Origin of the sequence: Mucilaginibacter lappiensis (assembly GCF_050433765.1) — a bacterium.
Lineage (GTDB): Bacteria > Bacteroidota > Bacteroidia > Sphingobacteriales > Sphingobacteriaceae > Mucilaginibacter > Mucilaginibacter lappiensis_A.
The window spans coordinates 164,177-182,071 of record NZ_JBNPWP010000006.1 but is presented as its reverse complement, the minus strand read 5'-3'; the positions used below and the strand labels follow the sequence as shown (position 1 = coordinate 182,071).

Below are 17,895 nucleotides of genomic sequence, written 5' to 3'. Positions count from 1 at the left end.
TATGGAAACCGGTTCTGTTAATTATAAACGAAAAATGAATGTACGCTGGCTGTTTAACATGGCCTGGCGCGACAGCCGCAAAAACCGCTCAAGATTGTTCCTCTTCATATCAGCCATTGTGTTTGGGATTGCTGCTTTGGTGGCTATTTATGCCTTCAAATACAATGTACAAAACGATATTAACGGCCAGGCTGCCACCCTGATTGGTGCTGATCTTTCCATATCGGGTAACAGACCGGCTGATGCTTCCTTAAAACGAATGCTTGATTCGCTGGGCGATAAAAGATCGCAGGAGCGCAGTTTTGCATCCATGGCCTATTTTCCAAAAAGCAAAGGCACAAGGCTTGTGCAGGTACGCGCATTGCAGGGCGATTTTCCCTACTATGGCACCATTGAAACCACTCCTGTACAGGCCGGTACATCCTTTAAAAAAGGCCAGATGGCTTTGGTTGATAAAACCCTGATGCTCCAATTTAACGCCCATGTAGGCGATTCTATTAAAATTGGCAATAGTCTGTTTTTAATTACTGGCATTTTAAACCGGGCGCCTGGCCAAAGCGGTGTTGTTGCCGGTATTGCGCCGGTGGTTTATATCCCCATGCAATACCTGGAACAAACCGGTTTGTTAAAAATTGGCAGTCGCATTAACTATAACTTTTACTATAAGTTCACCAAACCTGTAAATATAAACAGGCTCACCAAAAAGCTTGATCCTGTGCTTGATAAAGCAGGCATGAGGTACGAAACCATTGAAAGCCGCAAGGAAAATACCGGCCGTAACTTTGGCGATCTGAGCCGATTTTTATCGTTGGTTGGCTTTGTTGCTTTGCTGCTGGGCTGTGTGGGTGTAGCCAGTGCGGTCCACATTTATGTGCGCGAAAAAATTGCCTCCATAGCTATTATGCGCTGTTTGGGCGTTAAAGCCTCCGAAGCATTTTTGATATACCTGATCCAAATAGTAGGCATCGGGCTCATAGGTTCTGTTACCGGGGCAGCTTTGGGCACAGCCATACAGCATTTACTGCCTTTGATCTTTAAAGATTTTTTGCCGTTCACCATATCCGTACAAATATCATGGATGGCCATTGGGCAGGGCATTTTACTGGGCGTTATCATTTCCATACTTTTCGCATTATTACCGCTCATATCGGTCCGTAATATATCACCATTAAATACCCTGCGCATATCATTTGATGATGCGGGCTTCTCACGTGATCCTTTGCGCTGGCTGGTTTACGTACTGATCATACTGTTTATTGTAGGTTTTACCTTTTTACAGCTGGATAGCTGGATAGGCAGCCTTTTCTTTACGCTGGGAATATTGATAGCCTTTATGATATTGGCTGCCGTAGCATGGCTTTTAATGCGGGTAATGAAACTGTTTATTAATGGTTCGTGGAATTATTTGTGGAGACAAGGCTTTGCTAATTTATACCGGCCCAATAACCAAACCCTTATCCTGATGGTATCCATAGGGTTAAGCACCATGTTTATATGCATCCTGTTTTTTATCCAAAGCATTTTGATTGGGCAGGTTCAGCTTTCATCTAGCGGCAATCAATCCAACATGATATTGTTTGATATACAAAACAGTCAAAAAGACGCGGTTGCCAACTTGACCCGCAAACAGGGATTACCAGTAATACAGCAAGTGCCTATTGTAACGCTGAGGATTGAACAGGTAAGGGGCAAAACGGCGGCTGATCTGCAAAAAGATACAACCATAAAAATTTCTCATGGCGTGTTTGCCTATGAGTACCGGGTAACTTTTCGTGATTCACTCTCAGAATCAGAGAAAATAACAGACGGCACCTGGATAGGTAAAGCCGAACCAGGCAAGGATATACCGGTATCGGTTGAAGAAAACCTGGCCAAACGGGCCGATCTCAAAATTGGCGATAAAATAGTGTTTAACGTTCAGGGCGTACAAATGCCAGCTTACGTAAGCAGCGTGCGTAAAGTAAACTGGGGTAAGGTGCAAACCAATTTCCAGGTGGTTTTTCCTACTGGTGTACTGGAGGATGCGCCGCAGTTCCAGGTATTGCTTACCCATGTACCATCAAACAATGTATCAGCTACTTTTCAGCGGGCCGTTGTACGAAGCTTTCCTAACGTCTCGATCATTGATCTGGGCCTTATTTTAAGTGTATTGGATGAATTGCTGAGCAAAATAAGCTATGTGATCCGTTTCATGAGCGCGTTCAGCATTATAACCGGTGTTGTGGTTTTGATAGCATCGGTACGCATCAGCAAATACCAGCGCATACAAGAGAGTGTTTTGCTGCGTACTTTAGGTGCAAGCCGTAAACAAATTTTCACCATTACTGCTTTGGAATACCTGTTTTTAGGAAGCTTATCAGCCCTGACCGGCATACTGATAGCTTTTGGGGGCAGTTGGCTATTAGCTAAATACAGCTTTGAAATACCTTATACTGTGAGTTATTTGCCAGCGGTGATATTATTTTTCATTATATCCATACTAACCGTTATCATTGGCTTGTTAAATAGCAGGGGCGTTTTAAATAAACCGCCGCTTGAAATATTAAGGACCAACGCTTAATTGTTATGCATAAACTCAAGTTAACATTCATACTATTTGCGGTTACGGCCTTGGTAGCCTGCGGCGAAAAAAAGAAGCCTGCGGGGGACGAAGCTTCTCAAAGTACCTCTGCTACGGCTAAAGCAGATTCATCATCATCAAAAACCGTTTTGTTTTTTGGGGATAGCCTGACTGCCGGGTACGGTCTTGACGACCCATCGGACGCATTTCCGGGGGTGATCAAGAATAAGATTGACTCACTGAAATTGCCTTACCGGGTGGTTAATGCAGGTTTAAGCGGCGAAACAACAGCCGGTGGCAACGGCCGTATCGCCTGGCTCCTGAAACAAAAGATAGATGTTTTTATATTGGAACTGGGCGCCAACGATGGCCTGCGCGGCATCCCCGTAAACGAAACCAATAAAAACCTGCAAAGCATTATTGATAAAGTAAAAGCTAAATACCCACATGTAAAAATTGTGCTGCTGGGTATGCAGGTACCGCCAAATATGGGTGCCGACTATTCCAATAAATTCAAATCTGTATTTCCAACGCTTGCTGCTAAAAACAATACAGCACTGGTGCCTTTCCTTTTACAGGGTGTTGGCGGTGTACCTGATTTAAACCAGGGCGATGGTATTCATCCTACCGCAAAGGGAGCCAAAGTTGTGGCCGAAAATGTATGGGTGGTTTTAAAGGATCTATTATAACTTGCAGATCTCATTTTTATTAGGTACCACCTGTTTTAATCTGTTAAAGCCTGGTAAACCAATGCCCTGAATTTATCTTGTATGGCATTATGAGGTAAAGGCCAGTTCTGTATAAAAAGAAGGCAAACCAGGTGCTCTTTAGGATCTACCCAGTAAAGTGTTCCATAAAAACCACCCCAGTCAAATGAGCCCTCACTGATGCCCAGTTTAGCCGAGCTGTTTTTTGTGATGATGCCAAAACCTAATCCAAATTTATCCTTATCAGGGTTAATATACAGATCGCCGATCTGGTTTTCGGTCATCAGCTCCACGGTATGCCGGGCCAGCAAACGCTGTCCATTGTAAACTCCCCCATTCAGCATCATTTGTAAAAAAATGGCGTAATCTTTTATAGTTGAACTCAAACCCGCGCCTCCCGAAAAATAAGTACCAGCCGCTTTAGGATAGTCCACATCTAATGGCGGGAAAGTTGCAGTGTTCCATTTGATCAGGTGTTGCTGTTTATCGGGGGTATAAACAGTCACTAACCTGCTCTGTTTGGCTGCAGGTATATAAAAGTAAGTATCCTTCATCCCCAGCGGATCAAAGATCCGCTCTTTAAAAAACTGGTCTAAACTTTTTCCTGATACCTTTTCAACCAGGTAGCCCAATACATCAACATTTAAACCATAGGTCCACCGTTCGCCTGGTTGATGTAATAATGGCATTTTTCCTAACTTGTTCATCGCATCGGCCAGTAATATTTTCTGACTTACAAAGCCCCCCGGTATACTTGCTTTGGCGTATATAGCATTCATTTTGGGTGACCCGATCTGCGCATACTCAATACCCGAGGTATGGGTTAGCAGATCGCGGATTGTTATTTCTCTTTTGGCAGGTATAGTGGTGTAAGTGGTGTCTTTTTCATTATACTGATCTATTACCTTTGGATGCGCAAATGCCGGTATGTATTTGGAGATAGGATCGTCAAGCAAAAACCTGCCTTCTTCAAAAAGCATCATGACTGCTACACTGGTAATTGCTTTAGTTTGCGAGGCTATGCGGAATATATTATCGTTATTCATCAGCTTTTTTTGCTCCACATCAGCAATACCAAATGATTTATTATAAACTATTTTCCCGTTGCGTGCTATCAAACCCACCGCCCCATTTATATATCCCGAATCAATGTTTTGCTCAATCAGGTTATCAATACGCTGTAACCTTTCAATAGAAAACTTTTCAGATACCGGGTTGCCAGTTTGCAAAACATTCCCTTGTGCTAAAACGCTAAAATTAAGGGCAACAAATAATAAAAAAAGCAAGCTTTTCTTCATCATAAAATTACCTGGTAGAATTTCTGATCCTTAAATCGGTTGGTAATGTAATATGTTGTTTAGCCTCAACTTCTACCGATGTGTTTAGCCTGTTTAATAATATGGTGATCACTTTATCGGCAATATCATCAATGGGTTGTGCTATGGCAGTTACGGGCGGGTTGCACAGTTCAAAAACCACGTTATCATCAAAAGATATCAGGGCCAGTTCTTCAGGAACTTTTATTCCTAATTCTCTGATCACTTTAAGGCCGCAGGTTCCCAGGTGGTTATTTCCAAACAGAATGGCATCAGTTTCCTTGTGCTCATTCAGGAAAGCTAAAATAGGTTCAGTTATCAGTTTTTCATCCTGATGAAAATCAATTTCTTTAATGCAGGTTTTCAGTTTGCTTTCATTTATGGCTTTTTTATAACCCTCAAACCGGTCAACCATTTGCGTTTGCTGCGAATTAAAGCTGATAAAAGCTATATTCTTATATCCTTTGTCAATAAGGTATCGGGTGGCATTATAGGTGCTGAACAAATTATCAACTACCACATAATCGGTCTCCACCTTTGGCAAATACCTGTCAAACAACACCACAGGCAGACCATCTTTTATCAGTGCGCTGATATCTTCTTCAATACCTTCGGGCGGAACAATGATATATCCGTCAACATGCCTGTCACGAAACATGGCTATCAGTTCCTGGGTTTTTTGTGTATCGTTATCAGTACTGCTGTATATTATTTTATAGCCGTTTTTATATGCACGGTCTTCAATTTGTCTTGCAATAGAGGCAAAAAAGTTATTTGATATGTCCTGTACCAATAAACCAATAATGTTTGATTTGCCGGTACGCAAGCTTTTGGCCAGCGAATTTGGTTTATAACCAACTTCTTTCACATATTTTAAAACACGCTCAACCAGTTCCTCACTTATTCTTTTTTCGCGTGCTCGTCCATTCAAAATAAACGAAACGGTTGTTTTAGATATGTTCAGGCTATTGGCTATATCAACAATAGATAGTTTCTTCTTCAAATCTTTAATGTTATTTATCCAAATATATGATATAAATGATAACACAAAAGAGCCTTTATGGTATAAATAAGCTATATATTATAAATAATAAGTTAAATCAAGGTAACTATGTAGTGTTTGTTAACGATACAGGAAACACTGGTAAATAATAACAAAAAAAATCGCCCATAACAGGCGACCTTTTCATTTATATATATAGGGAAAGAATAGTAATATAAAATTATCAGCTCATGGCTTAGTGGCGTACGCCAAAACCTGTGCGGTTTTCGGCAAAGCGCTGATTGTTATTGTCGTTGTGGTTACGTCCGCCATTGTTGCGATTGTCTGAGTGCTGACCGCCCCAGTTACCACGGTTGTTATTATCATTTTGGTTTGATCTGCCACCCCAGTTTCCGCGGTTGTTATTATCATTTTGGTTTGATCTGCCCCCCCAGTTACCCCGGTCGCGGTTATCGTTTTGATTTGATCTGCCGCCCCAGTTGCCCCGGTTTTGGTTACCTCTGTCCCAGCTACGGTTATCACGGTTCTGATAAGCGTATCCTCCATTAAATCTTCTGTCGAACCTATGGCCCCAGTTACTGCGGTCGCCTGTGTAACCACCCCATCTTGACCTGTAAATATCATGGCGCAGGTAAGGGCGTGGTGCGCGTACTTCATATCTTACGGCACTGCGCCAGTCGTAATTACGGTATGCGCCCGGCAAATAGGTTGCTGTTACCCAGCTATTACCATCATTATAATAATAGCAATGATTCGGAACGCTATAATAAGCTTCTACCTCGGGGAGGTAATAATAATCGTCATTATAATCAGCCTGTACATTTTCATCGTCATATACAGAGGCTTCTTCAACCACTACAGGGCGTGGTGCAGGAACATAAACACGGTGTACAGGAATGTTTACGCCTAAGTGTATGGATATTTGCGCATCGGCCTTATTTGTATAAAATAACCCGCCTGCTGCTATTGCTGATAATAAGATTAACTTCTTCATAATTGTTAAATTTTATACAGTTATGACGACGCAATACCACAATAGTTTAATCCATTTTAACAGCAATTGCTCAAACAGCTTTAAAACGGAATTAAATTTCTAATTTTACTATGAATTAAAGAATTTAATTTCACTGGTATTCGATCTATCAGTTTACCTAAATGATATGTTTATCTTATTGATACTAACCTCTGGGGTTAAATAAATTTGTCATAGGAATGCTACAAACAGATTTCCTTATTCATTGTATATTTATTTAATTTGATAACCATTAATCAAATCCCATGAAAAATAGAAAATTACGTTCCGTGTTGCTACCTATTGTAGCAATAGCGGGCTTTATAGTATTTAATGCCTGCAAAAGCAATGAACCGGCCAATAACAATCAGGACACGGTGGCTACTACCACCCCCATAGCCGATGGCGGTGCCGGGTTAAAGCTGCCTGCTGGTTTTAATGCAGCCATTATTGCCGATAAACTTGGTGGAACACGCGAAATTGCCGTAACACCTCAAAACGATATTTATGTAAAACTAAACCGGGCTAAAAACGGTAAAGGCATTTTATTTTTACACCAGGAAGGTGATAAAGCAATCGTAAAAACCGGCTTTGGCACTTATGACGGTACAGGGGTATTTGTAAAAAACGGTTACCTGTATGCATCGTCTGATGAGGAAGTTTTTCGTTATAAACTGAATGCACAAAATGAAGTGATCAGTCCTGATCAGCCCGAAAAAATTGTTACAGGCCTGTTAAGCCGCCGCCAGCACGAAGCAAAAGCCATTACGCTTGATAATGACGGCAACCTGTACGTTAATATTGGTGCTTACTCAAACTCATGCCAGGTTGAGGACCGCAAAAAAGGTTCGATGGGCCAAAAAGGCTGTCCTATTTTAGATTCGGCAGGCGGTATTTGGCAGTTTAAGGCCGATAAGCTAAACCAGCATTATGGTGATGGGATACGTTATGCTACAGGCTTGCGTAACGTAGTAGGTTTGGACTGGAACCAGCAAAACAACCAGCTTTTTGTAATGCAGCACGGTCGCGATCAATTGCATGACCTGTTCCCTGATCTGTTTACCACCAAGCAATCGGCTATTTTACCTGCCGAGTGTATGTATGCCATTAAAAAAGGCGATAATGCCGGATGGCCTTATATGTATTACGACCAGGAACAACACAAAAAAATATTAATGCCTGAGTATGGCGGCGACGGTAAAAAAGAAGGCGGACAGGACGCTATTGACCCTGCAACTGCTTACCCGGGCCACCTTGCCCCTAACGGTTTGTTGTTTTATACCGGCAGCCAGTTCCCTGAAAAATACAAGAATGGGGCTTTTATAGCTTTTCATGGCTCATGGAACCGCGCACCTGAACCACAGGCTGGTTACTTTGTGGTATTTCAGCCTTTTCAGAATGGGAAACCATCTGGCCAATGGGAAGTTTTTGCTGATGGCTTTGCTGGTACTCCTGCACAAACTGCATCTGGCCGTGCAGAACACCGCCCTTGTGGACTGGCCCAGGGCCCGGACGGTTCATTGTATGTAACCGATGATAGCCAGGGAACTATTTACAAAATAACTTATAAAAAATAAAGGCTAAAGGCTAAAACAACAAAAGCGGGCTTCAAAGCCCGCTTTTGTTGTTTTAATAAAACGCGTCATTGCGAGGAACGAAGCAATCTCTATGCTATACAGAGCCCCTCTGCTAATTGGAGATTGCTTCGTTCCTCGCAATGACGCGGTTATCTATACATGTACAACGCTTTACTCTGTAATATGATAAGTATAAGCCTGGGTTTGCTGCATTTTTGAGCGCACCCGTTTCAGGCTTTGTTCAATATCTGTCTTTTCCAGATTTTCGGTTACTTCCATAAACGCTTTTTGATAGGCTTCCAATGCTTTTGTCCATTGCTTGTTTTTTTCATAAAACAGGCCCAAAAGATCGTAGATCCCTGCGGCATCGGCCCCGGGTGTATTTAAAGCTTTGATAGATATGGTTGCCACCTGTTTTTCCATATTCAAAAACACCAGCAGATCAAGATAATGTGTATAATTATCAGGAAACGATGGTTCCAGTTCCATACAGGTTTTAAAATGGTAACCCGCTGTTTGATAATCTTTTATTTCGTAATAGTATATAATGCCTAACTGGTAATGTGCCCTGGCATATAAAGGATCATTGCTGATGATCTCGTTCAGCAAATTAAGTCCTTTAGGCGTTTCTCCAAATGATAATTCATCAACGGCCTGCAAATACTTTTCTTCGATAGTATAATAAGTGTCCATAAATTTTGTAGTGTATTGAGCTTGCTTTACACAAACTTTAAATTGAATAAATAATAATGATGTAAATTCTGTCCGGGTAATGGTGTTTGCTATACCGGACTTGAGAAGAGTATCATTGATGCACAACCCCTCTGCAGTGTCCCCTTGGGCCACATCATATTTTTTAAGCAGAATGAATTATTAAACAGCATCATTTATTTTTTTACAAATTTACACTTATTGATCGAGAAAACAAATGCATAGCAAGAAGTTGACATAGAACTGCTTGAAAGAGACGCATGTGATGCGTCTCTACAAATAAAGCAATTAAAGCAATCTAACTTGCGCTCGTTTGTAACGAGCGCAGGCTGTTGATTTATTAGCTTACGCAGCTATAGCAGCATTTGCTTTTGTACCTTCTATCAGAAAGTTGTTCTTCAATTCTTTTTCTGATACGATCACACTGAAATCATCATACTTAATTCCATGCTCCAAAGGGTACAGGGTATACCCTCTTTTTAAAGCATCGTACGTGCCCAGTTCAAATATCTCGTCTTGTTTTTTTCCTTTTATCTTGGCGCCGCTTACTAATTGGTAAGCATCGTTTATGGTTTCAAAATTGTTGTTTTTCATAGGATCATCACCATACAATTACTTTGCCATTTTTTAGCTAAACCAATCAAAAAGATCATTTTGCTTTAAATCTGACTTTTGTTTGTTGTTCAGGTCCCTTAATACCAGTCCTTCGCTCATCTGTATAACGCGCGTGCCATAATTATAAGCATCCTTTAAGTTATGGGTGATCAATATGGCAGTCAGTTTAAAATCAGTGATCAGTTTATCAGCCGTACGCATCACAACATCGGCTGATCGTGGGTCGAGCGCGGCGGTGGGTTCATCCAGCAGCAATACCTTGCAACTATCCATCACACTCATTAACAGTGTTAAAGCCTGGCGCTGCCCACCAGAAAGGGTGCCCATTGGCTGGTCAATCTTGGTTTCAAGTCCCATGCCCAGGGTGGCAATCTTTTCCCTTACCTGTTGTTTAAATTTATCATTAATACCTACGGATAAACCTTTGGCTTTGGTACGTATGGCCGCCAACCTGAAATTGTCCAAAATGTTCAGATCGGATGCGGTACCGCTCATGGGATTCTGGAAAACACGGGCAATCCACTGGCTTCGTTTATAATCTTGTAGTTTACTTACATCGGTATTATCAATGCTGATACTGCCTGCATCCGGGAATACACTACCAGCCACCAGATTTAGCAGCGTGGTTTTACCCGAGCCATTGGAACCCACGATCACCAGAAATTCGCCGTCTGTAATGTTTAGGGTGATACCGTTAACCGCGTTTACCTGGTTAGCCTTACCCTTATTAAAAACTTTATGAACATCGTTAATAGCTATCATGATGCTTTTAATAATGATAAACGTGGTAAACTGACTATTAACAATACAAAACCGGCAGTAACTATTTTAAGCAGATTGGCATCAACCCCAATAGCTAAAGTAAAGGCCAAAACCAATTGAAATACCACTGCACCAGCCAGCACCAATATCAAACTAAGCCATACACTGGTAATCCGGAACCAATTGATCAGGGTTTCGGCAATGATAACTGAGCCCAACCCTACTATCACAATGCCTATCCCCATGCTGATATCGGCAAAGCCCTGAAACTGTACGATCAAATAACCGCTAAGCGCAGTAAGCGCATTTGCCAACGCAAGGCCGGTAATTTTCATGCGATCGGTATTTACCCCTAAAGCCCTTATCATCGATTCACTGTTGCCTGTTGCCCGCATCGCTATCCCGAAATCTGTTTTGAGCAGGTAACCAATTAAAAAAGTGATCACCATAACGAATACGGCCAGTATCCAAAAGGTGTTCTGATTAGGATCAGTAACTACATGCAGTAACGAAAACAGCGATGGCACATTGATGAGGGGCAAATTTGATCGCCCCATGATGGTAAGGTTCACTGAATAAAGCGCCGTCATGACCAGGATACCGGCCAGTAGCGCATTTATTTTTAATTTGGTATGGATTAGCCCTGTTAACGCCCCGGCTATGCCGCCCGCAATGATCACTGCCGGTAAAATAATATAGGGCGACTGATGATGTGTAAGTAACGTACCGGTAACCACCCCACCCAGCGTATAGCTGCCATCGGTAGTAATATCTGGTATATTAAATATCTTCATGGAGATATAGATACCCAGCGCGAGTGCCGAAAAGCAAAGCCCCTGTAGTAAAGCGGTAAGGTAAAAATCCATTTATTTAACAGCCTCGAAATTTGACGGGATAGTAATCTTATACTTTTTGGCAGCCGCAGGATTATACACCCGCTTCCTGATCCTCACCATCTGAGGCGTTAAGCCATCGGTTTTGTGATTTTTAAGAAAGTATGCTGCCTGCTCGCCAGCCTGATAACCCCATTGGTAAATATCGGCACCAAAAGCAGCTACCGCTCCGCGCTGTACCAGGCCCGCCTCACTTGTAAATATCGGGACATTCTTTTCATTGCAGCTTTTCAATATGGTCTCGAACGAGGCAAAAACCGTATTATCCGGGTTAGCAAAAAAGGCATCGATATTTTTACTTAATAACGATTGCGTAACCAGCTGCGCATCGGCCGATGTATTGACTGGCAAGGCAACTATAGTTACATTTTGTTTTTCGGCCAATGATTTGATGCGGCTAAGTGCGTCTGTTGATTGTGGTTCTGACTGGTTATAGATCATACCGATCACCAGCTTGGCTCCCTTGGGTTTAAGCAGTTTGGGGATGATAGAAAATGAAGTATCAATATAGTTAAGATCCTCAAGTGCGCCAAAAAGATTGGCAGGTGCCTTGCCACCTGCGTCGACTACTTTCATACGCTCAGGAACCGGCGATACCATAGCAAAAACCGGAATAGTTTTGGTGTTTTGCAAGGCAGTTACCGTTGCCAAAGTAGTACTGGTGGCCAGCAGATCTACATTTTCAGAAATAAAATAGTTCACGATCTGCGTAAGCGTAGGGATATTGCCCTGGGCGTTGCGGTATTCTATCTGTACCGTTTTTTTATCCTCGCTAAAGCCCTCCTTTTTCAAAGCGTCGGTAAATCCGGTACGGGCTTGCGCTATGGTAGCATCCTCAAAAGCATCCACAAAACCAACCACAGGTACAGCGGTTGATTTGGGTTTGGGCTTGCATGATACTATAGATATAAGCAAAAAAACAGCGGGTATATATTTTAGAAACTTCATTGTACTAAATTATGTGATTAACGCTAAAGGTAACAACAGAACGGTAAAAGGTGAAATTAGTTTGACCAATATCCCCATATTTGGGTAGATACTCTTCCCGTTTTTGCCGCGAAGTATTCGTTGCAATTAATCTCTTTGCAGTCGCCCGACTCCAGGTCGTAAGTGTTCAGAAGAAATAAAAACGTTGTCATTTCGACGAGGAACGAGGAGAAATCTTATACGACCTCCAAATTCGCTTTGCATTACGTAGAAGATTTTTCGCTATCGCTCAAGAGATAGTTTCTCTTTCGCCCCCGTGCCCTTGCCACCCCATGCTTTTTCGAAATGACAAATTTTTATAGAAATAATTCTTCCGAACACCTATGGGCTCCAGCCGAGCGACTGCGGGGGCGCCTGACTGAAGAAATTCAGAGTGATACCAACTCTTCTATCAACCCAGCCTGCGCCGCGTTGATCTTTATTTTTGCAATATCCACATCAAACCAATCTGCTTTATCCACTTCAGGAAATGATTGTAGTTTGCCAGAACGCGGGGGCCATTCTATTTCAAAATGATTGCTGTTGATGGTCGTCTGATCAATATCTCCCTCAACGGCCCAGGCTTGCACGGTTTTACCGCCTTTTTGTGTGATGGGTTTTAAGGGGATAAATTTGCCGGTAATAGCCTGTCCGGTTTCTTCTTCAAATTCACGTTTAGCAGCATCCAGTGGGTCATCATCCTCTAAAAATTCACCCTTGGGGATCGACCAGCTGCCATCATCCTTATTCCTGAAAAACGGGCCGCCGGGATGCACCAGGAAAACCTGCAGTTCGGCTGCAACCCTGCGGTACAACAGTATTCCGGCACTTTGTTTGCGCATAATTATTATTTAAAGCAAGTTAATAAAAGCACAATGTTTTATTGTTATTTTTATGACAACCTAATACTTTTTAATAGCACATATGACAGACGACAGGTGGACAAAATTTAAACTAACTGCTGATTTTAATACAGATGTTCGCAGTATTTACGAAGCTTGGGCCACCCCCGCCGGGCTCGAGAGCTGGTTTTTACGTAAAGCCATTTTTTGTGCCATAGCCGGGCGGCAGCGCGACGAGGATGAATTTATTAAAAAAGAAGATACTTATTCCTGGTACTGGCATGGCTACGGTGATGAAACTGTAGAATATGGACAGGTATTGGAAAACAATGGCTCCGATCTGCTCAAATTCACCTTTTCGGGCGGCAGCATAGTTACCATTGATATTCAGAATAAATATGGCCTGACCTTAATTGAACTGACCCAGGAAAATATCCCTGTGGAAAACGACCCCGCAAAAAACCTTTACGTGCAATGCCAAATTGGGTGGACATTTTATTTAACAAACCTAAAATCGGTAATTGAAGGCGGCAAGGATCTGCGGAATAAAAGGGTGGACCTGTTTACCAGTTTTAAATAAAATAATAACGCCGTCATGCCGAACTTGTTTCGGCATCCCACAGGATGAGTTAACCGACATGTTTTATAGCATTCCGAATGAGATGCCGAAACACGTTCGGCATGACTTCATTTTTAAAAATGAATTTCATTTTATCCTGACAAAAAACAACAGTAATATATTTAGCTTTGCCCTCAATCAAAAAACTCCCCCTTTAGGGGGCCGGGAGACATATGTTTACAGGAATTATAGAAACTTTAGGTAAAGTGGCTGATCTGCAACAAGATCAGGGCAATTTAAATATCACTATTGAGTCGGCCATTTCGCATGAGTTAAAGATCGATCAATCGGTAGCGCATAACGGCGTTTGTTTAACTGTGGTGGCGCTGGCTGATGGCTTGCATACCGTTACCGCCATTGAAGAAACACTGAACAAAACCAACCTGGGGCATTTGAAAGTTGGCGAACCCATAAACCTGGAACGCTGTATGCAAATGAATGCCCGTCTTGATGGACACATAGTACAGGGTCATGTTGACCAGACCGCGGTTTGCACCGTATTTACAGAACTTGACGGCAGCTGGGAATATACATTTGAGTATGATGCATCTACCGGTAATGTAACTGTCGAAAAAGGTTCTATCTGCATTAACGGCATCAGCTTAACCGTGGTAAACTCCCGGGCCAACAGTTTTTCGGTAGCCATTATACCTTATACTTTTGAGCACACCAACCTCCATAATGTACGCGAAGGATCAGTAGTGAACCTGGAGTTTGATATTATTGGCAAATACGTAGCCCGGTTAATGCAGCGTTAACGCGCCAGTTCGTTAAGCCTTGATTTGGAATAGCTAATATACTTTTGCTGCTTTTCGGGTGGTTTGCTGGCTGTGTATTTTTTATAGTACTTTAAGGCAAGCTGCTTGTTTTTCAGGTCGGTATCGTAAACCGAAGCCAGTAGATAATATAGTATCGGTTTCTCCGAAAATTGTAACGCCTTTTGATAAGCCCAAACAGCTTTTTGATATTTTTTGCGCACCTCGTAACTATCGGCCATTTCCGTGTAATAATCGCCGATGTTAGATGATATACCTTCCTTAATGGCGTTGTCGAGGCTCTGGATGGCTTTGGGCTGATCTTTAAGCGCTTTATATGCCAGTGCGGCTACGTAAAAACTGGTTTCTGATTGCTCCAAACCCGGGATATCGGCAAAGGTTTCGACACTGCAGGCGTAGTTTTTGAGATTGTAATAAGCCACCCCAAGTTTGGTTAACACATAACCCGAATGATTACCCAGGTCTATCAATTTTAAACAGGTATTTTTAGTTTCTTCGAACTTATCCTGCGATGAAACCAGTTTAAGCAGGCTTTGTAATAAGATCATGTTGTCGGGGTCCTGGGCAATGGCACCGTTCAGTACTTTTTCGGCCGCGGGGTATTGTTTCAGGTTTACATACAAGTCGCTCAAATCAGAAGCTACATCAGGCTCGGCCGGATTAATTTTATTGGCCTTCTGCAAATAATAGATCATGCTTCCAAAATCAGCTTTATCACCGGCAATTTTGCCCAGTTGCTTGTACACCAGAAAATTAGTACTGTCTTTTTTGGCTATCATTTTATAATAAACTTCGGCCTTTGCATTATTACCCCGGCGCAGGTTAATCGCGCCCAGGCTAAACAAGGCCACGGTATTGGTGGAGTCGGTATCGTATATACGCTGATAGTATCCCTCCGCGTCGGGAAGTCGCCCGGCCATTTGCGATGTATAAGCCAACTTGCCCAGCACCTGTACATTGCTTACCGGTTCGGGGTATGTTTTTTTCAGATAATCGGCGGCTTCTGCAAAGCGCTGATTTTGGTAATAATCGAGCAATAAAGAGTCATTTGCAGCAGACGATTGCTGGGCGAATAACGATGTGATGGAACACATTAAAAAAGAAAAGATAAATACCGGTTTCATATAAACTAAATTATTAGTTATAGATGATATATACAAATTTTAAACAATTTTTATTGTTAGGGGTTAATGAGGTATACTATAAATTAAAAAAATAAACACTATGGATAAGTTAAAGAAGTTTGGACTGATGGAGAAAATTGTCCATGAATTAGAAGATCTGAAAAATAGTCAGCAAGCTATTATCACCAAGCTTGCTAAAATAGAGGTAGACAACATGGAACTGGGTGATAAGAGACTGGAAAAAGATCTGCCCGATATGCACCAGCGCGTATCTGATAACCTGGACAACATAGTCAGCATCCTTGCTGATTTTGCAAACCAGACCACTAATTATAGTGACAGTAACAATATTCAGGCACTAAAGGAACAGGATGCTATTAACAAATTATAAAAAATAAGCCCCCGGATTGGGGGCTTATTTTTTTACTGCCTTTTCGTCGCTCGCTGTCGCAAGCGGGACTCTTGCATAGCGGCAAATATATCTGTCGCATAAGATTTCTCCCTCCGGTCGAGAGATAGTTTTTTGTTATCGCCCAAGATACGAAATGACAAATCAAAGAAAAGATACGTCATTCCGAACGAGGTACGAGGAGGAATCTTATACGCAGGATCTACCTATCATATATCATTTTTCACCTCCCTCAAGAGATAGTTTCTCCTTCCGGTCGAAATGGCATCAGGGGAATTAAAAATTTTCATGAATATCTAAATCACAACAGGTTAATTTAATAACTTAGTATCCATAACCAAATTAACCAATCTTAAAACTATTAAATCATGAAAAAACTAACCTTGCTGTTTACCTTCATGGTAACTGTTTTCGCCTGTGCAACGGTGTGTGCCCAGGTTACCAACGACCAAATGGTTGCCGAATGGCAGCGTGCCAAAAACTACACCAAAGCCTACCTTGATGCCATGCCCGATGATGGTTACAGCTTTAAGCCAACCCCTGAAATGAGGTCGTTTGCGGGACAAATGCTGCACTTAGCTGACGCCAATTATGGTTTCATCTCTGGCGTAAGCGGCAAACCAAGTCCGCTTGGAAAAACATCAGCCGAAAAAACTATTGAGCAAACAAAGGCAGCTACTACTAAAGCGGTAATGGACAGTTATGATTTTGTGATCAGCACTATACAGGGCATGACCCCGGCACAGCTACAGGAAACCATGAAAATTGCCGGTAAAGATCTGTCAAAAGCCACTGTTTTAGGGAAAGCCTTTGAACACCAGACTCACCATCGCGGGCAAGCTACAGTTTATCTGCGTTTAAAAGGGGTAACGCCACCTCAGGAAATGTTATTTTAAAAATATTCGAAAGCATTTAATACAAAAGGCCCGGCTATTGAAACCGGGCCTTTTGTATTATATTTTTTTACCTGCCGACTACTGATATTGTATGTAAATAGGCGCAGGCTTCAGGCTTAAAACCTCTTTGGGCGTAAGCATACGGTGAGGCACATTTTTAATATCGTTTTTATAAAACAGTTTAAAACCTGTGAACTGTACCGGCTCCTGGGTTATAAAATATTTATAAGTGCCTTTTTTTAGTTCGGGGCCGCCCCAGCCATCCATATCCATTACAAACTGTACATCGCTGCGTAGTTTGATATCCTGATAATTGGTTACCATGCGTTTGGTAAAACGGTGCACTACAAAAATTTTAGGTGGCAGGTTATATTTTTTAGCTAAGGAACTTAAATAGCCGGTTACATAGTTAATATCGTCGGCATCAAATGTGCCGATGCGTTTACCGGGTACACTCCCCTCTTTCATTGAAAATTCAGGATCGATGCCAAAATGTACATTGGGCATACGCAGGTATTTCTCCAATAGCGGCAATTCGGTTTGTACGGTACTAAAACCAACCTGTATATCTAAAAACACGATAGCGTTGATCTGTTTGGCCATATCCAATACCTTATCTATCTGGCTAAAAGGCATCCGCAAATTATGCAAGCCATTGCGGCCGGCATCGGCCTGGGCAGTAACACAGATGTAATGCAGTGCGGGTACAACCGGTGTAAGTGTATCGGCTTCCTCCCATACCTTAACCTCGGCTTTTAACTTGGCTAACATTTCTTTTGGAGCATATTGGCCCAGTACGCCCATGTTTTTGGAGTACATATTACCATAATAAGCAACCACCCTGTTGAATGGCAAAATAGCGCCGGGTGATGGATAAGGTGCTTTTTTAACCGGCCAGCGGCCAGTTTTATCGCCATTGGCCAGCCGTTTCATTAAAGAATCGTACTGTAGCGTATCAAGTACCGGGATGCTTTTAAGGGTGGTATCCTTAGAAATATTATTTGCGTAAACCTTATTAAAAGAACCAATTAAACAAACAGCAGTAACTGTTAACAATGCAAGTCCCGTTTTGATTCTCTTCAATTTTATAAAGTTTAATTTGATGTT

Annotated in this window: 18 protein-coding genes; 7 read left to right on the top strand and 11 right to left on the bottom strand. The window is 42.0% G+C overall.

Going from position 1 to position 17,895, the window contains the following annotated elements:
- Position 1 precedes the first annotated feature (1 nt).
- Both M2273_RS19180 and M2273_RS19175 read left to right on the top strand, forming a co-directional pair.
- Positions 2-2,560, top strand: coding sequence for an ABC transporter permease (locus M2273_RS19180; protein WP_429399375.1), 2,559 nt, complete (start codon positions 2-4; stop codon positions 2,558-2,560).
- A gap of 5 nt (positions 2,561-2,565) precedes the next feature.
- Entirely contained in the window at positions 2,566-3,249 is a 684-nt protein-coding gene (locus tag M2273_RS19175) for an arylesterase (protein ID WP_429399374.1), read from the top strand.
- A 35-nt stretch (positions 3,250-3,284) separates the two neighbouring features.
- Here M2273_RS19175 and M2273_RS19170 read toward each other — a convergent pair whose 3' ends face one another.
- From M2273_RS19170 to M2273_RS19160, 3 genes are all read right to left on the bottom strand, one after another.
- Complete coding sequence (locus M2273_RS19170; protein WP_429399373.1) at positions 3,285-4,568, bottom strand: serine hydrolase domain-containing protein; 1,284 nt, start codon at positions 4,566-4,568, stop codon at positions 3,285-3,287.
- A 4-nt stretch (positions 4,569-4,572) separates the two neighbouring features.
- Positions 4,573-5,586 carry a LacI family DNA-binding transcriptional regulator gene (locus M2273_RS19165; RefSeq protein ID WP_429399372.1) on the bottom strand — a complete coding sequence of 338 codons (1,014 nt, stop codon included), beginning with the start codon at positions 5,584-5,586 and terminating at the stop codon, positions 4,573-4,575.
- 235 nt (positions 5,587-5,821) lie between these two features.
- Positions 5,822-6,580: a hypothetical protein gene (locus tag M2273_RS19160; RefSeq protein WP_429399371.1), complete on the bottom strand. Its 759-nt coding sequence runs from the start codon at positions 6,578-6,580 to the stop codon at positions 5,822-5,824.
- 284 nt (positions 6,581-6,864) lie between these two features.
- Here M2273_RS19160 and M2273_RS19155 point away from each other — a divergent pair, with 284 nt between their 5' ends.
- Positions 6,865-8,175, top strand: coding sequence for a PQQ-dependent sugar dehydrogenase (locus M2273_RS19155; RefSeq protein ID WP_429399370.1), 1,311 nt, complete (start codon positions 6,865-6,867; stop codon positions 8,173-8,175).
- Positions 8,176-8,346: 171 nt separating this feature from the next.
- Here M2273_RS19155 and M2273_RS19150 read toward each other — a convergent pair whose 3' ends face one another.
- From M2273_RS19150 to M2273_RS19125, 6 genes are all read right to left on the bottom strand, one after another.
- On the bottom strand, positions 8,347-8,868 hold the full coding sequence (locus M2273_RS19150) for a tetratricopeptide repeat protein (protein WP_429399369.1): 522 nt from the start codon (positions 8,866-8,868) through the stop codon (positions 8,347-8,349).
- Between the two features lie 363 nt (positions 8,869-9,231).
- Complete coding sequence (locus M2273_RS19145; RefSeq protein WP_429399368.1) at positions 9,232-9,480, bottom strand: hypothetical protein; 249 nt, start codon at positions 9,478-9,480, stop codon at positions 9,232-9,234.
- Positions 9,481-9,513: 33 nt separating this feature from the next.
- On the bottom strand, positions 9,514-10,263 hold the full coding sequence (locus tag M2273_RS19140; protein WP_429399367.1) for an ABC transporter ATP-binding protein: 750 nt from the start codon (positions 10,261-10,263) through the stop codon (positions 9,514-9,516).
- Positions 10,260-11,129 carry an ABC transporter permease gene (locus M2273_RS19135; RefSeq protein ID WP_429399366.1) on the bottom strand — a complete coding sequence of 290 codons (870 nt, stop codon included), beginning with the start codon at positions 11,127-11,129 and terminating at the stop codon, positions 10,260-10,262. The genes M2273_RS19140 and M2273_RS19135 overlap by 4 nt, the downstream gene beginning before the upstream one ends.
- Positions 11,130-12,104 carry an ABC transporter substrate-binding protein gene (locus tag M2273_RS19130; protein ID WP_429399365.1) on the bottom strand — a complete coding sequence of 325 codons (975 nt, stop codon included), beginning with the start codon at positions 12,102-12,104 and terminating at the stop codon, positions 11,130-11,132.
- A gap of 407 nt (positions 12,105-12,511) precedes the next feature.
- Complete coding sequence (locus M2273_RS19125; RefSeq protein ID WP_429399364.1) at positions 12,512-12,964, bottom strand: NUDIX domain-containing protein; 453 nt, start codon at positions 12,962-12,964, stop codon at positions 12,512-12,514.
- A gap of 82 nt (positions 12,965-13,046) precedes the next feature.
- Here M2273_RS19125 and M2273_RS19120 point away from each other — a divergent pair, with 82 nt between their 5' ends.
- Positions 13,047-13,544: an SRPBCC family protein gene (locus M2273_RS19120; RefSeq protein WP_429399363.1), complete on the top strand. Its 498-nt coding sequence runs from the start codon at positions 13,047-13,049 to the stop codon at positions 13,542-13,544.
- Between the two features lie 212 nt (positions 13,545-13,756).
- Complete coding sequence (locus M2273_RS19115) at positions 13,757-14,341, top strand: riboflavin synthase (protein WP_429399362.1); 585 nt, start codon at positions 13,757-13,759, stop codon at positions 14,339-14,341.
- Here M2273_RS19115 and M2273_RS19110 read toward each other — a convergent pair.
- The gene (locus tag M2273_RS19110; protein WP_429399361.1) at positions 14,338-15,483 is read right to left on the bottom strand and encodes a tetratricopeptide repeat protein; all 1,146 of its coding nucleotides are present in this window, start codon (positions 15,481-15,483) and stop codon (positions 14,338-14,340) included. The genes M2273_RS19115 and M2273_RS19110 overlap by 4 nt on opposite strands.
- 100 nt (positions 15,484-15,583) lie before the next feature.
- Between M2273_RS19110 and M2273_RS19105 the strand changes: the two genes are divergently transcribed.
- The gene (locus M2273_RS19105) at positions 15,584-15,874 is read left to right on the top strand and encodes a hypothetical protein (RefSeq protein ID WP_429399360.1); all 291 of its coding nucleotides are present in this window, start codon (positions 15,584-15,586) and stop codon (positions 15,872-15,874) included.
- A gap of 386 nt (positions 15,875-16,260) precedes the next feature.
- Positions 16,261-16,788, top strand: coding sequence for a DinB family protein (locus M2273_RS19100; RefSeq protein ID WP_429399359.1), 528 nt, complete (start codon positions 16,261-16,263; stop codon positions 16,786-16,788).
- Positions 16,789-16,866: 78 nt separating this feature from the next.
- Here M2273_RS19100 and M2273_RS19095 read toward each other — a convergent pair whose 3' ends face one another.
- Positions 16,867-17,871, bottom strand: a complete 1,005-nt coding sequence (locus M2273_RS19095; RefSeq protein WP_429399358.1) for a hypothetical protein — start codon at positions 17,869-17,871, stop codon at positions 16,867-16,869.
- Between the last annotated feature and the right edge of the window lie 24 nt (positions 17,872-17,895).